This window comes from uncultured Dechloromonas sp., assembly GCF_945957265.1.
Taxonomy (GTDB): Bacteria; Pseudomonadota; Gammaproteobacteria; order Burkholderiales; family Rhodocyclaceae; genus Azonexus.
The window spans coordinates 58,019-72,348 of record NZ_CAMFKO010000005.1 but is presented as its reverse complement, the minus strand read 5'-3'; the positions used below and the strand labels follow the sequence as shown (position 1 = coordinate 72,348).

The window sequence follows — 14,330 nt, the reverse complement described above, 5'->3', positions numbered from 1 at the left end:
CCCTATCATCCGCCTTATCGTCGCCCATCGGAGGAAATTGCCATGCCCGACACGCTACGTTCGCTCGGCACCCTCGCCGGCATCGCCGGCCTGCTGCTCTGCCTGTTCGCCGGCGCCCTCCGGCTCAGCGGACAGCACTGGCTGATGGGTTTCGAAATCGTCACCCTGCTGCAGATCGGCATCGGCGGCATGGTGCTCGGCTGCTTCTGCCTGCTGCTGGTCCTGACCGGCCGCGCCAGCCCGCCGCCGGGGCGCTGAGGGTTTGCCGCAATAGCCTTGTCATGACGAATGCAGCAGCATGCCCGTTTCCCGGCCAACCCGGCTAGCCCGATGCCCACGAATTCACTTCCGCAGGACAAATGGCATGGCGTGATCAAGATCGTGCTGATCTACGCCGCCTTTGCCGCTGCCTGGATCCTGTTTTCCGACAAGGCCATCCTGCTGTTCACGACCGACCCGGACGAGATGCTCAGGATCAGCACGCTCAAGGGCTGGGCCTTCGTCGCGGTCACCTCCCTGCTGCTCTATTTCCTGCTCAGCCGCCACTGGGGACGGTACAGCAAGGCGATTGCGGAGCAGTTCAATACGCTGAAACTGGTCGAAACCGTTTCGGACAGTTCGACCGACGCCATTTTCGCCAAGGACAGCGAGGGGCGTTACCTGGTATTCAACCGCGCCGCCAGCAACTTCGTCGGCAAACCGGCCGACGAAGTGATCGGGCATGACGATTTCGCCATCTTCCCCAGGGACCAGGCCGAGGAACTGCTCGAAACCAACCGCCGGATCATCGCCAATGGCGTCGTCGAGAACCGCTACGAACACCTCGACACGCAGGGCGGCCGCAAGACCTTCTATGTCACCAAAGGCCCGCTGCACGACAGTACCGGCAAGATCATCGGCACCTTCGGCATTTCCCGCGACGTAACCGAACGCATGCTGTTCGAGAACGAATTGCAGCGCCACCGCAAACACCTCGAAGACCTGGTCGCCGAACGCACGGCCGACCTGGAGCGCGCCAAGGCGGCGGCCGAAACCGCCAGCCTGGCCAAGGGCGCCTTCCTGGCCAACATGAGTCACGAGATTCGCACCCCGCTGACCGCCATCACCGGCCTCGCCCACCTGATCCGCCGGGGCGAACTCTCGCCGGCCCAGCGCGAGCAGCTCGACAAGCTGGAAGCCGCCGGCTACCACCTGCTCGAGGTCATCAACGCCATCCTCGACCTGTCGAAAATCGAGGCCGGCCGCCTGACGCTGGAGGAATCACCGGTCTGCGTCGAAACCCTGCTCGACAACGTGGCCGCCATGCTGCACGACCGGGCGGCCGCCCGGAATCTGCAACTGCTGGTCCGCCACGACGAATTGCCGAAGCGGCTGCGCGGCGACCCGACCCGCCTGCAGCAGGCGCTGCTCAACTACGCCACCAATGCCATCAAATTCACCGAGCGCGGCAGCGTCACCCTGCGCGCCAGCATCGCGCAGGACCTGGGCGATGCCGTGCTGCTGCGCCTGGAGGTCCGCGACACCGGCATCGGCATCCCGCCCGACATCCAGGACAAGCTGTTCCGCGCCTTCGAACAGGCCGACAGCAGCACGACCCGCAAATACGGCGGCACCGGCCTCGGCCTCTCCATCAACCACAAGCTGGCCGAGCTGATGGGCGGCTCCGTCGGCGTTGAAAGCAGCCCGGGCGTTGGCAGCACCTTCTGGATCACCGCCCGGCTCGGCAAGGACGCTGCGGACGGACAGCCCGTTCCCGGCAACCCGCCGGAATCGCCGGAAGCCTGCCTGCGACGGGCATTTTCCGGGGCGCGCATCCTGCTCGCCGAGGATGAGTCGATCAACCGGGAAATCGCCGAAATGCTGCTGCAGGATGTCGGCCTGCAGGTCGATCCGGCGGAAGACGGCGCCGCCGCCCTGGAACTCGCCACCAAGCGGGACTACGCGCTGATCCTGATGGACATGCAGATGCCGAACATGGATGGCCTGGAAGCGACGCGCCGCATCCGGCAACTGCCGAACGGCGCCGGCGTGCCCATCGTCGCCATGACCGCCAACGCCTTCGCCGAAGATCGCCTGCGCTGCCTCGAAGCGGGCATGAACGATTTCATGACCAAGCCCTTCGAGCCCGGGCATTTCTATGCCACGCTACTCAAGTGGCTCACTCCCGTTAACGAAAACTCATGAGCAAGACCGAACACGCCCCCGAAACCCAGGCCACCAAGTTCCTCAAGGCCAGCAAGATTCCCTTTTCCACGCATCTTTACGCCTACGAGGAACACGGCGGCACCAAGGTGTCGGCCCGCGAGCTGAATGTGGACGAACACGCCGTGGTCAAGACGCTGATCTTCGAGGACGAGAACGCCAAGCCGCTGATCGTGCTGATGCACGGCGACCGCAAGGTGTCGACCAAGGAACTCGCCCGCCAGATCGGCTGCAAGAAGATCGAGCCCTGCAAGCCCGAGGTCGCCAATCGCCACACCGGCTTCCTGGTCGGCGGCACCAGCCCCTTCGGCACCAAGAAGGCGATGCCGGTGCATATCGAGAAAAGCATCCTCGACCTGCCGCTGATCTACATCAACGGCGGCCGGCGCGGCTTCCTGGTCGGCATCCACCCGCACGACATCCTGCGCGCGCTGCACCCCAAGGTGGTCGAGGTCGCCCTGGCCTGATCATTAAGCGAACAAATCGCAACGATTGCACCAATCGATTGGAGCTATCGATAGCAAGCGAATAAAGTGGCACCCAAGCGTTCAACCGGAGTGCCGCCATGACCCAGATCGTTCTTCAGCATTACGACAAGCCCGCCGCCCGCCGCCATCTCTGGGCCGGGCTGCTCATGGCGGTCGTCGGCGCCGCGTTCGGCATCGAGCAGGCGATGCAGTGGCTGGCCGCCCACCCGATGGCGGCCCGCGGGCTTGAAGCCAGCCTGCTCGCCGGCGCGGCGACCGGACTCGGCGCCATTCCCGTGCTCATGCTGCGCCGCCCCTCCGAACGCCTGATGGCGCCGATGCTCGGCCTCGCCGGCGGCATGATGCTCGCTGCCAGCCTCTTTTCGCTGCTCGTCCCGGCCGTACAAACGGTAGCGGCCAGCGACATGCCGTGGGCGCTCGGCATCGCCACGGCCGCCGCCCTGCTTGCCGGGGTTGCTGCGATGCACACGCTCGACCGCCGCTTGCCACACGAACACGTCGAGGAAGTCGAGACCAGCGGCACGACACCCAGGGTCGCGCTCGTCGTCACCGCCATCGCCATTCACAACGTACCGGAAGGGCTGGCGGTCGGGGTGGCGGCCGCGGCCGGCGCCGACCATGGCATGAGCCTCGGCATCGCCATGCAGAACATTCCGGAAGGCTGGATCGTCGCCAGCGCCATGATCGCCCTTGGCGCAGCACCGCTCCGCGCAGCCCTCATCGCGCTGGCCACCGGCTTGGTCGAGCCGGTCGGCGGCCTGTTCGGCGTCATCGCCAGCACCGTCGCCGGCGCCGCCTTGCCGCTCGCCCTCGCCGCCGCGGCCGGCGCCATGCTCTGGGTGGTCAGCCACGAGATGATCCCGGCCTCGCACAAGCCGGGCCGCATCGGTGCCGGGACAGCCGGCCTCGCCGCTGGATTCGCGGTCATGACGAGCCTGGCGAGTATTTTTTGATGAGGCTAGAACGACCGTTTATGGCAGCGAACCAATTCAAACGGCGTTTGTCTCTCCTGAGGCCCCCAACCCCGACAGAGGAGACGAACCATGCCGAATCGCGCCGCCATCAAGATCATCCAGAATCGTCATTTCCTGACCACCACGCCTGAAAAGAGCGTCCATGCCGTCGCCGCCCACATGCGGGACAACCGTGACGGCGTGGTACTGGTCGTCACGCCGGAGGACGGCAAACTGCTCGGCATCTGTACCGAACGCGACCTGACCTTCAAGGTGCTGGCCGCGGGGCTGGACGCCAACAGCACGCCGGTGCGCGCGGTCATGACCGCCAATCCGCAAACCACCGACCCGGAAAAGCCTTTCGGCCATGCGCTGCACATCATGCACGAAGGCGGGTTCCGTCATTTGCCGGTCATCTTGCCGGATGGTCGCCCGATCGGCGTGCTCTCGTCGCGCGATGCGCTGGGGCTTGAAGCTTCGCGCTTCTACCAGGAGCTCGACCAGAAGGAAGTGCTCACCGAAATACTCTGAAGCGTGCTCCGGCGGCCGGCAGCAAGCGGCCGCCAGCCCGGCTCAGATCGAGCGTTCGATGATGACGCCGACGCGCTTGACGCCCGGCATCATCCCCAGCTTGGCGACGGAGACGCGTACCCACTGGGCGGCGAAGTTTTCCAGCAGGTAGGTGGCGATGTGCTCGGTGAGCTTTTCCAGCAGGTTGAAATGGCTGCCGGCCAGGTCGTTGCGCAGGCGCTCGACGACGACGGCGTAATCGACCGTATCGCGGATATCGTCGCTGGCCCCGGCCGATGCCGTCGACACGCCGATCTGTAGCGAAATCTCGACCGTCTGGGCCATGGCCTTTTCGCGCGGATAGATGCCTATCCACGTTTCGGCGCGCAATTCTTCGATGAAAATGATGTCCATGGGACGGTCGACCGCTGCTCAGGTGTAAAATTCGCCGCGATTGTACCCCTTGCGACCCATTTCACCCATGCCAACCGCCCTCGCCATCCTTGCCGCCTACCTTCTCGGTTCCGTTCCCTTCGCGATGATCTCGTCCAGGGTCTTCGGCCTGGCCGATCCGCGCACCTACGGCTCGGGCAACCCGGGCGCCACCAACGTGCTGCGCAGCGGCAACAAGAAGGCCGCGCTGATGACCCTGATCGGCGATGCGCTGAAGGGCGCCGTCGCCGTCATCGTCGCCCAGCAGATGGGCTTCGGCGACACGGCGATCGCCCTGGTCGCGCTGGCCGTCTTCATCGGCCACCTCTACCCGGTCTTCCTCAAATTCAAGGGCGGCAAGGGCGTCGCCACGGCCGCCGGCGTGCTGCTCGCTCTCGACCCCATCCTCGGCCTGGCCGTCGCCGGCACCTGGCTGCTCGTCGCCTACGTCTCGCGCTACTCCTCGCTCGCCGCGCTGATCGCCGCCGCCGCCGCGCCGGTCATCGCCGTGCTGATGCACGGCGTCACCAACCAGACGCTGGTCGTCGGCCTCCTCGGCATGGCGCTGATCGGCAAGCACTGGCAGAACATCCAGCGGCTGATGGCCGGCCAGGAAACGAAGATCGGCAGCAAGAAAAAGTAAGCCGGCTCAGGCCGCCGGCAGACGCACCGTCACCAGCAGGCCGCCGCCCGCCGCATCGTCAAGCGCGATCTCGCCGCCATGGGCGAGGACGATTTCGCGGACGATCGACAAACCCAGCCCGCTGCCCAGCGTATCGCTGGTTTCCAGGCGGAAGAAGCGCAGGAACACGTTCTGCCGCTGCGCCTCGGGGATGCCCGGCCCGTTGTCGCGCACCACGACGCGGACGCCATCCTCCCGCCGTCCCACCGCCACCGTCACCGAGCCGCCCTCCGGCGTATAGCGCAGCGCGTTGTCGATCAGGTTGGCGATCATTTCGCGCAGCAGCACCGGTTGCCCGCTGACCATGGCCGGCAGCTCACCATCCCGCTCGTAGCCGAGGTCGATCTGCTTGCGCACGGCCAGGGGCAGCAGCTCGACCACCATGTCGCGCGCCACGACGGCCAGGTCCACCGTTTGCGGCGGCGCCACCAGGCCGTTGACCGGCTCCGCCCGCGACAGCGACAGCAGCTGGTTGGTCAGGCGGATGGCGCTGCCCAGGCTGTTGTGGAAAGCCTCGACGGCCGGCCGCATTTCGCCGACCTCGCTTTGCCGCAAGGCGTATTCGGCCTGCGTGTTGAGCACCGCCAGCGGCGTGCGCAGCTGGTGGGCGGCATCGGCGATGAAGCGGCGGCGCGCCTCGACCATGCGTTCGATGCGGTCCATGTGCAGGTTGATGGCATCGACCAGCGGCACCACCTCGCGCGGCAGGTCGTCGGGCTGGATCGGCGTCAGGTCGTCGTCCGGACGGTTGCGGATGGCCTGGCCCAGCCGCTCCACCGGCTTGACCGCCTGCCGGGTGGCGACCAGCGCGACAACCAGGGCGACGACCACGAGCAGCGTCTTGCGGCCGACCTCGCCGAAGAACAGGCTTTGCACCACCTCCTGCCGGGAATTGGTGGTTTCGCCGAGGATGACCAGCACCGGCCGCGGGAATTCGGTGCGGTACAGGGGCTTGAGCATCGCCCCCAGGCGCAGGGCATGGCCCTTGTAGATGCCGTCGTAGAACACCGCGACATTGGGGGTCAGGACCTCGGGCGGCGGCAGGCCCTCGTAGCCGGTGATCGCCTCGTCGCCGGGATGGCCGACGCTGTAGAACACGCGGTCCGAGCTGCCGGCCTCGAACAGTTCGAGCGCCGAATAGGGAATGTCGACCACCACCTCGCTGTCGGTGGCGTAGATGCGTTCGGCGATGCCCTTCAGCGACGCCGACAGCGAACGGTCGTAGGCCTGGTTGGCGGCGCCCAGCGCGTCGCGGTAGCTGAACCAGGCATCGACCAGCAGCAGGGTCGACAACACGCCGACCAGCCAGACGGCCAGGCCGCGCTTGAGGCTCTTGGCCGGCAGGCGGCTACGCACGCGGGAGATCAAGCCGCCGCCTCGCCGGTGGCCGCGATCAGGTAGCCGAGGCCGCGCACCGTGGTCACCGCCACGCCGCTCCCCTCCAGCTTCTTGCGCAGCCGCGAGACGTAGATTTCGATGGCCTCGGGACGCGCGTCCTGCTCCATGCTGAACAGCTTTTCGAACAGCGCGTCGCGCGCCACCGGGCGGCCGATGCGGCCGAGCAGCGCTTCCAGCACCGCCAGTTCGCGCGGCGTCAGCGACAGCGGCGCGCCATTGACCGTCGGCAGGCGGCTCACCGTGTCGAAGGCCAGCGCCCCCAGGCGCACCACCGGCGTCTGCCCGGACGAACGCCGGAGCAGGGCCTTGAGGCGGGCTTCCAGCTCGCCGAGTTCGAAGGGCTTGGGCAGGTAGTCGTCGGCGCCGAGGTTGAGGCCGCGGATGCGGTCATCCACCGAACCGCGCGCCGTGAAGATCAGCACCGGCACCTGCGAGCCGCGGCCGCGCAGGCTTTTCAGCACCTCCAGGCCATCCTTGCCGGGCAGCGACAGGTCGAGCAGCACGCCGTCGTACTCCCCGGTCAGCAGGTAGTGTTCGGCGTGCTCGCCGCAGTCGGCGATATCCACCGCATAGCCGGACTGGCGCAGGGATTTGGCCACCCACTCGCACAGTTCCGGATGGTCTTCGACCAGCAGGATCTTCATGTCTTGTCTCCATTTTGCCGGCTCGGGCCGGACTCTTTGACGGCATTGTTCCGCGCCGAACGACCGAAAGCAAATCGAAAGCTTCCCCGCCTTTAATGCGTTCCCAGCCGGCACCCGCCGGTTCGATTGCACATCGACAACAACCTCCCGGAGGAGACAATGCGTCATCAATCCCTGTACCGGGCCGTCCTGGCCTGCTTTGCACCGCTGGCCGTGGCCGGCACCGTCCACGCCGCACCGCTCGACGACCTGCGCGCCGAAATCGCCGCCCAGAAAGCCCGCCTCGAAAAGCTGGAAGAACTGCTGACCGCCACCGCCGCGACCACCAGCGCGGCCACCAAGAAAGCCGAAGAAGCGACCAGGAAGGCCGACGCGGCGAGCAAGTCCGCCGAAACCGCCGTCCAGGCCGCCGCCACCCCGGCCAAGAGCAAGGGCCTGGCCATGCCGGCCGGCCTGAGCATCTACGGCATCATCGACGCCGGCGTCGAATACGGCAACTACGGCCAGGGCAGCAAGGCGCGCATCCAGAGCGGCCTCGGCTCGGCCAGCCGCCTCGGCTTCAAGGGCGAAAGAGCATTCGGCGACGACCTCTCCGCCTACTTCCAGCTCGAAGCCGGCGTTTCCGTCGACAACGGCCAGAACACCGGCCACTCGTCCAACGTCAGCAACCCGGGCCAGGGCAACGCCTCGTCGGCCTCGGTCAACAGCACCGGCGTCGCCATCTTCTCGCGCAACACCTTCCTCGGCCTGAACAGCAAGAAATTCGGCGACATCCGCTTCGGTCGCGACTATGCGCCGATCTACTCGATCACCAGCATCTCCGACCCGTTCACCATCGGCGGCGCCACCGCCTTCCGCCTGTGGTCGTCGGCTGCGGCCAGCCGCTTCGACAACGCGGTGTTCTACGCCACCCCGACCCTGGCCGGCTTCCAGGGCAAGATCGCCTACTCGGCCGGCATGGAGAACAACAGCAAGGCCGAGGTCGGCGTCACCGGCGGCGCCCCCGGCAACAGCAATACCGGCCCCGAGGGCGAAGGCAAGGGCGTCAGCGCCAGCCTGACCTACGCCAACGGCCCGCTCTTCGTCGGCGCCGGCTACCTCGACTACGCCAAGATGGGCACCGTCACCGCCCCGGCCACCGAGAACGCCCACCGCAAGTCGTGGAACCTGGCCGCCACCTACGACCTCAAGTTCGCCAAGCTGTACGCCCAGTTCCTGCACGGCGAGGATACCCAGGCCGGGGCCGCCACCTACAAGACGCTGGACCGCGACATCTGGTGGCTGGGCGCCGCCATGCCGTTCATGGACCGCCACACGCTGCGCGCCGTCTACGGCCACCTCGACGACAAACTCGCGACCAACCGGGATTCCGACCACTACGGCGCCGGCTACGAGTTCGCGCTCGACAAGCAGACCGACCTCTACGTCTATTACGCCAAGGTCACCAACAAGAACGGCGGCCAGAACTCGCTGTGCGCCGGCGGCACCTGCCAGGGCTACGACAAGGATTCCGGCCTGCCGCCGAACTTCTCGCCGTCGTCGCTGATGCTTGGCGGCCGTTACCGCTTCTAAGCGGCCTGCACGGGGAAAGCGAAAGCCGGACAAATAATCGCTTTCCCCGCGAAAACGAAAGCGAATCGAAAGCCGCAAAACCTACATTGGACCCTGAGCCATCCGGCCGGCGCCTGACAAAGCCCGGACCGGATGCCAGAATCGAACCAAGGAGACAAACATGAATACAACCCGTCGCCGCTTCCAGCGCGGCCTGCTTGCCGGCCTGACCGTGGCCGCCCTCCACGCCGCCTTCGGCCTCGGCCCGGCCCACGCCCAATCCACCGCCGACCTCGCCGCCGCCGCGCAGAAGGAAGGCAAGCTGGTCATCTACGGCGTCACCGACAACGAGCAGGCCAACCACCTGATCCGCGAATTCCGCGCCATGTACCCGGCGGTCAACGTCGAGTACAGCAACATGAGCACCACCGAGCTGTACAACCGCTTCATTTCCGAAACTGCCGCCGGCAGCTCGGCCGACGTCACCTGGTCGTCGTCGATGGACCTGCAGATCAAGCTGGTCAACGACGGCTACGCCCAGCCGCACAAATCGCCCGAAACGGCCAAGCTGCCGGAATGGGCGAACTGGAAGAACGAGGCTTTCGGCACCACCTACGAACCGATCGGTTTCGTCTACAACAAGCGCCTGATCCCGGCCGGCGACGTGCCGCAGACGCATGCCGACTTCATCAAGCTGCTCAACACGCAGACCGACAAGTTCAAGGGCAAGGTCAACACCTACGACCCGGAAAAGTCGGGCGTCGGCTTCATGCTGGTGACCCAGGACAAGCAGGTCAACGCCGCCGGCTTCGCCGAATTGCAGAAGGCGCTCGGCGCGGTGCAGGCCAAGGTGCAGGCGTCGACCGGCACGATGATGGAGCGCATCGCCTCCGGCGAGAACCTGATCGGCTATAACCTCAACGCCGCCTACGCGCTGACCCGCGCCCAGAAGGACCCGTCGATCGGCATCGTGCTGCCCAGGGACTACACCCTGGTCATCAGCCGCGTGATGTTCATCGCCAAGAAGGCGAAGAACCCGAACGCCGCCAAGCTGTGGCTCGATTTCGTGCTGTCCAAGAAGGGCCAGGAGATCATCGCCAGCAAGGCCGACCTCTACGCCATCCGCCCCGACGTCGAGGGCGACACCACGGCCAGCGGCCTGAAGAAGCAGCTCGGCGACGCGCTGCGCCCGGTGGCCATCAACACCGGCCTGCTCACCTATCTCGACCAGGCCAAGCGCCTCGAATTCCTGAAGCAGTGGAATAGCACGGTCAAGGGCAAGTAAGCCGCCGATCCGGGGCGCCGCCTCCCTGGCGCCCGGCGGCCGGCAATCTCCCTGCCGGTCGCCACTCCCTCCCCTTTCCCGAGGAAATCCCATGATGCAAACACTGCCCCGACGGGCCGTGGTGGCCCTGCTCGCCCTGTCCGTCTTCTTCCCCATCGGCCTGGTGATCTACCAGAGCGTGCTGTCCGGCCCCTTCTTCATGCCGGCCGCCGTGCCGAGCCTGGAATCCTACGCCTTCATCTTCGACGACCCGGACTTCTGGCAGGCCGCCAGGAACACCATGGCCGTCGCCATCGGCATGGGCGCCATCGCCATCCCGCTCGGCGCCATCCTCGCCTTCATCATGGTGCGTACCGACCTGCCCGGCCGCAAGTGGCTGGAGACGCCGATCATGATCCCGATCTTCGTGTCGCCGGTGGTGCTCGGCTTCGGCTACGTCGTGTCGCTCGGCCCGGTCGGCTTCTTCTCGGTGTGGTTCGAGTCGCTGTTCGGCAGCGTGCCGTGGAACATCTACTCGCTGGCCTCGATCATCGTCATCGCCGGCCTGACCCACGTGCCGCACGTCTACCTGTACTCCTCGTCGGCGCTGCGCAACCTCGGCTCCGACGTCGAGGAAGCGGCCCGCCTGTCCGGCGCCAGCCCCTTCCGCGTCGCCCGCGACGTGTCCATCCCGATGGTCTCGCCGGCCCTGCTCTACGTCGGCGTGCTGGTCTTCTTCCTCGGCTTCGAGATCTTCGGCCTGCCGCTGATCCTCGGCGACCCGGAAGGCCACCTCGTCCTGACCACCTACCTCTACAAGCTGACCAACAAGCTGGGCACGCCGTCCTACCACCTGATGGCGGCGGTGGCCACCTGCATCATCGCGGTGACCTTCCCGCTGGTGCTGCTGCAGCGCTTCCTGCTCAAGTCGGCGCAGCGCTTCGTGGCGATGAAGGGCAAGTCGGCCCGCCAGCGCCCGCTCGCCCTCGGCCCGTGGAAATGGCTGGCGCTGGCGCTGATCCTCGCCTGGCTGTTCGTCACCGTCGTCGTGCCGGTGGCCGGCATCGCGCTGCGCTCGGTGGTCAGCAGCTGGGGCCAGGGCATCAACCTGCTCGACGTGCTGACGCTGGACCACTTCCGCGCCGTGTTCGAGGAATCGACGATGATCCGCTCGATTATCAATTCGCTCCTCATCGGCACCTTGGGCGGCGCGCTGGCGGTCGGCGGCTACCTCGCCATCGGCCTGGTCACGCACCGCAAGAACGATGCGATCTCGCGCTTCGTCGACTACATCGTGCTCACCCCGCGCGCCGTGCCCGGCCTGATGGCCGGCCTGGCGGTGTTCTGGGTCTTCCTCTTCGTGCCTTTCCTGACCCCGCTGCGGTCGACGCTGTTCTCGGTGTGGTTCGCCTACGCCGTGGTCTGGCTGGCCTACGGCATGCGCCTGATCCAGAGCGCGCTGATGCAGGTCGGCCCGGAACTGGAGGAAGCCGGCCGCCTGGTCGGCGCCTCGAACGCCCGCGTCTCGCGCGACATCACCGTGCCGCTCATCCGCAACGGCCTGCTCGGCGCCTGGCTGCTGGTGTTCATGATCTTCGAGCGCGAGTACTCGACCGGCGTCTACCTGCTCTCCCCCGGCACCGAGGTCATCGGTGCACAAATCGTCTCCCTGTGGGCTTCCGGCGCCGTCGATGTGGTCGCCGCCCTTTCCCTGATCAACATGGCGCTGGTCGGCATCGGCCTGGCTGTCGCGCTGCGCTTTGGAGTGAAACTTCATGACTGACAAGACCATCCTCACCGTCGACAACCTCGCCCTGTCCTACGGCAGCAACCCCATCCTCAAGGGCGTCTCGATGCAGCTGCGCCGCGGCGAAGTCGTCTCCCTGCTCGGCCCCTCGGGTTCCGGCAAAACGACGCTGCTGCGCGCCGTGGCCGGCCTCGAGCAGCCGCACCAGGGCAGCGTCACCATCGCCGGCCGGGCGATCTACGACGCCGCCGCCAACATCGACATTCCCGCCGAGAAGCGCGACCTCGGCCTGGTCTTCCAGTCCTACGCGCTGTGGCCGCACAAGACGGTGTTCGACAACGTCGCCTACCCGCTGGTGCTGCGCAAGGTGGCCAAGAACGAGATCGTCCAGCGCGTGCATAGCGCCTTGAAGAACCTTGGCCTCGACCACCTCGCCGAACGCTATCCGCACCAGCTCTCCGGCGGCCAGCAGCAGCGCGTGTCGATCGCCCGGGCGCTGGTCTACAACCCGCCGGTCATCCTGCTCGACGAGCCGCTCTCCAACCTCGACGCCAAGATGCGCGAGGAAGCCCGCGCCTGGCTGCGCAACCTGATCGTCGAGCTGCAGCTGTCGGCGCTGGTCGTCACCCACGACCAGTCGGAAGCGATGGCGATGTCCGACCGCATCCTGCTGCTCAACGGCGGCGTCATCGAGCAGCAGGGCACGCCGACCGAGATGTACGGCCAGCCGCAGACCTATTTCGTCGCCGACTTCATGGGCAGCAACAACATCATGAGCGGCCGCATCGGCGACATCAAAGGCGGCGAGGCGCGCATCGACCTCGATAACGGCCTGTCGGTGTGGGGCCTGCGCCGCACCAACGCCGCCATCGGCCACGAGGCCAAGGCGGTGATCCGCGTCGAACAGGCCCACCTGGCCGACGCCAACGGCCACAACCGGGCGGAGGTCGACCTCGTCACCTCGATGTTCCTCGGCGACCGCTACGAGTACGTCTACCACGCCGGCAAGGACCTGCTGCGCGCCTGGGGCAAGCGCCACGAAGCGCCGGGCAAGCGCTGGCTGGAACTGCCGGGCGACGCGGTGTGGATTTTCTGATTTTCTCCCTGCAGTAACGCACTGTCGCTGCACTTGGCGCCCCGCTTTCCCCCCACGGCGGGGCGCGCTTTTTCGCTTGCAGCGCGTTTTTACGGCTGACCGTCACCATGCCCGTAGCAATGCCCAAATACTCTCTGCGCCAAGCCGCCTGGACGGCCGCCGCCCTCGTCGTCGCCGCCCTGGCCGGCTGGGCCGCCGCCGCTGCCCACCTGCCGTTGCCGTGGATGCTCGGCCCGCTGTTCTCCATCGCCATCCTGCGCGTCGCCGGCCTGCCCCTGCGGGCGCTGCCCGGCGGCCGCCAGGCCGGGCAATGGGCCATCGGCACCGCCCTCGGCCTCTACTTCACCCCCGCCGTGCTCGGCGAACTCGGCCGCCACACCCCGGCCATCCTGCTCATGGCCGGCAGCGCCGTCGTCTTCGGCCTGATCGCCGCCCGCCTGCTCGAACGCTGGGGGCAGGTCGCCCCGGCCACCGCCTTCTTCGCCGGCCTGCCCGGCGGCGCCTCGGAAATGGTCGTGCTGGCCGAGCGCCACGGCGGGCAGATCGACCGCATCGCCGCCGCCCACGCCCTGCGCGTCATGCTGGTCGTCAGCATCATTCCCTTCGCGCTGCACCACGGCGCCCGCGAAGGCCACGAAACCTTCCGCGCCCTGGCCGGCGCCGTCGACTGGCTGCGCTTTCCGCTGCTGCTCGCCGCCTCGCTGGCCGGCGTCGCCCTGTTTGCCACGCTGCGCATCGCCAACGCCTGGGTGCTCGGCCCGCTGCTCTGCGTCGGCGGGCTGACCGCCGCCAACCTGCCATTGACCAGCCTGCCCGGCTGGCTGGTCAATGGCGGCCAGCTGCTGCTCGGCACCGCGCTCGGCACCCGCTTCTCGCCCAGTTTCTTCCGTGCCGCGCCGCGCTTCCTCAGCGTCAGCGCCGGCGCCACCGCGCTGACGCTGGCGCTGTGCGCCCTTTTCGTCGGCGCCATCGGCTGGCTGATCCCCATCCCCTTCGCCTCGCTGCTGCTCGCCTCGTCGCCGGGCGGCATGGCCGAGATGAGCATCACCGCCCGCGAAATGCACCTCAGCGTGCCGCTGGTCACCGCCACCCACGTGCTGCGCGTCGTGCTGCTCACCGCCTGCGCCCCGCTGCTCTGCCGCTACTACCTGGCCTGGCGCGGGAAACGATCGATCACCACAACAGGAGACAAGCCATGAACCATGCCACCCCGGCGACCGCCGGCCAGAGCGCCGCGCCGTCCGACATGCTGCCCGCGGCGGGCTACCGCGACGCGCGCGAGGAAGCGACCGGCCCGGCGGCCGGCGAGCGCAACCCGGCCCAGACCGACGACAGTCCGGACGCCATCCTCGGCTACAACTGA

Annotated in this window: 15 protein-coding genes; 12 read left to right on the top strand and 3 right to left on the bottom strand. The window is 67.2% G+C overall.

Annotation, left to right across the window (positions count from 1 at the left end; all coding sequences use genetic code 11):
• Nucleotides 1-42 precede the first annotated feature (42 nt).
• The 5 genes from Q0P59_RS04555 (at nucleotide 43) to Q0P59_RS04535 (ending at nucleotide 4,174) form a co-directional block, all read left to right on the top strand.
• The gene (locus Q0P59_RS04555) at nucleotides 43-258 is read left to right on the top strand and encodes a hypothetical protein (protein ID WP_295004028.1); all 216 of its coding nucleotides are present in this window, start codon (nucleotides 43-45) and stop codon (nucleotides 256-258) included.
• A 72-nt stretch (nucleotides 259-330) separates the two neighbouring features.
• On the top strand, nucleotides 331-2,184 hold the full coding sequence (locus Q0P59_RS04550) for a PAS domain-containing sensor histidine kinase (protein WP_295004026.1): 1,854 nt from the start codon (nucleotides 331-333) through the stop codon (nucleotides 2,182-2,184).
• Complete coding sequence (gene ybaK, locus Q0P59_RS04545; protein WP_295004023.1) at nucleotides 2,181-2,669, top strand: Cys-tRNA(Pro) deacylase; 489 nt, start codon at nucleotides 2,181-2,183, stop codon at nucleotides 2,667-2,669. The genes Q0P59_RS04550 and ybaK overlap by 4 nt, the downstream gene beginning before the upstream one ends.
• A 98-nt stretch (nucleotides 2,670-2,767) precedes the next feature.
• Nucleotides 2,768-3,643, top strand: coding sequence for a ZIP family metal transporter (locus tag Q0P59_RS04540; RefSeq protein ID WP_295004021.1), 876 nt, complete (start codon nucleotides 2,768-2,770; stop codon nucleotides 3,641-3,643).
• Nucleotides 3,644-3,733: 90 nt separating this feature from the next.
• Nucleotides 3,734-4,174, top strand: a complete 441-nt coding sequence (locus Q0P59_RS04535; RefSeq protein ID WP_295004018.1) for a CBS domain-containing protein — start codon at nucleotides 3,734-3,736, stop codon at nucleotides 4,172-4,174.
• Nucleotides 4,175-4,216: 42 nt separating this feature from the next.
• Here the strand turns inward: Q0P59_RS04535 and Q0P59_RS04530 are convergent, their stop codons facing one another.
• Entirely contained in the window at nucleotides 4,217-4,567 is a 351-nt protein-coding gene (locus Q0P59_RS04530; RefSeq protein WP_295004016.1) for a dihydroneopterin aldolase, read from the bottom strand.
• Between the two features lie 67 nt (nucleotides 4,568-4,634).
• Between Q0P59_RS04530 and plsY the strand changes: the two genes are divergently transcribed.
• On the top strand, nucleotides 4,635-5,228 hold the full coding sequence (plsY, locus tag Q0P59_RS04525; protein ID WP_295004014.1) for a glycerol-3-phosphate 1-O-acyltransferase PlsY: 594 nt from the start codon (nucleotides 4,635-4,637) through the stop codon (nucleotides 5,226-5,228).
• 6 nt (nucleotides 5,229-5,234) lie between these two features.
• Here the strand turns inward: plsY and Q0P59_RS04520 are convergent, their stop codons facing one another.
• Both Q0P59_RS04520 and Q0P59_RS04515 read right to left on the bottom strand, forming a co-directional pair.
• Nucleotides 5,235-6,623, bottom strand: coding sequence for a sensor histidine kinase (locus Q0P59_RS04520; protein WP_295004012.1), 1,389 nt, complete (start codon nucleotides 6,621-6,623; stop codon nucleotides 5,235-5,237).
• An 8-nt stretch (nucleotides 6,624-6,631) separates the two neighbouring features.
• The gene (locus Q0P59_RS04515; RefSeq protein ID WP_295004010.1) at nucleotides 6,632-7,309 is read right to left on the bottom strand and encodes a response regulator; all 678 of its coding nucleotides are present in this window, start codon (nucleotides 7,307-7,309) and stop codon (nucleotides 6,632-6,634) included.
• 159 nt (nucleotides 7,310-7,468) lie between these two features.
• Between Q0P59_RS04515 and Q0P59_RS04510 the strand changes: the two genes are divergently transcribed.
• The 6 genes from Q0P59_RS04510 to Q0P59_RS04485 all read left to right on the top strand — a co-directional run bounded on the left by Q0P59_RS04510 (nucleotide 7,469) and on the right by Q0P59_RS04485 (nucleotide 14,330).
• Nucleotides 7,469-8,881 carry a porin gene (locus Q0P59_RS04510; protein WP_295004008.1) on the top strand — a complete coding sequence of 471 codons (1,413 nt, stop codon included), beginning with the start codon at nucleotides 7,469-7,471 and terminating at the stop codon, nucleotides 8,879-8,881.
• A gap of 160 nt (nucleotides 8,882-9,041) precedes the next feature.
• Nucleotides 9,042-10,145, top strand: a complete 1,104-nt coding sequence (locus Q0P59_RS04505; RefSeq protein ID WP_295004006.1) for an ABC transporter substrate-binding protein — start codon at nucleotides 9,042-9,044, stop codon at nucleotides 10,143-10,145.
• A gap of 91 nt (nucleotides 10,146-10,236) precedes the next feature.
• Nucleotides 10,237-11,907 (top strand): iron ABC transporter permease, encoded by a 1,671-nt coding sequence (locus tag Q0P59_RS04500; protein ID WP_295004004.1) that lies wholly within the window; start codon nucleotides 10,237-10,239, stop codon nucleotides 11,905-11,907.
• A complete protein-coding gene (locus Q0P59_RS04495; protein WP_295004003.1) occupies nucleotides 11,900-12,967 on the top strand; it encodes an ABC transporter ATP-binding protein in 1,068 nt (355 codons plus the stop codon). Before Q0P59_RS04500 ends, Q0P59_RS04495 begins: the two co-directional genes overlap by 8 nt.
• A 119-nt stretch (nucleotides 12,968-13,086) precedes the next feature.
• On the top strand, nucleotides 13,087-14,166 hold the full coding sequence (locus tag Q0P59_RS04490; RefSeq protein WP_295004001.1) for an AbrB family transcriptional regulator: 1,080 nt from the start codon (nucleotides 13,087-13,089) through the stop codon (nucleotides 14,164-14,166).
• On the top strand, nucleotides 14,163-14,330 hold the full coding sequence (locus Q0P59_RS04485) for a hypothetical protein (protein ID WP_295003999.1): 168 nt from the start codon (nucleotides 14,163-14,165) through the stop codon (nucleotides 14,328-14,330). The genes Q0P59_RS04490 and Q0P59_RS04485 overlap by 4 nt, the downstream gene beginning before the upstream one ends.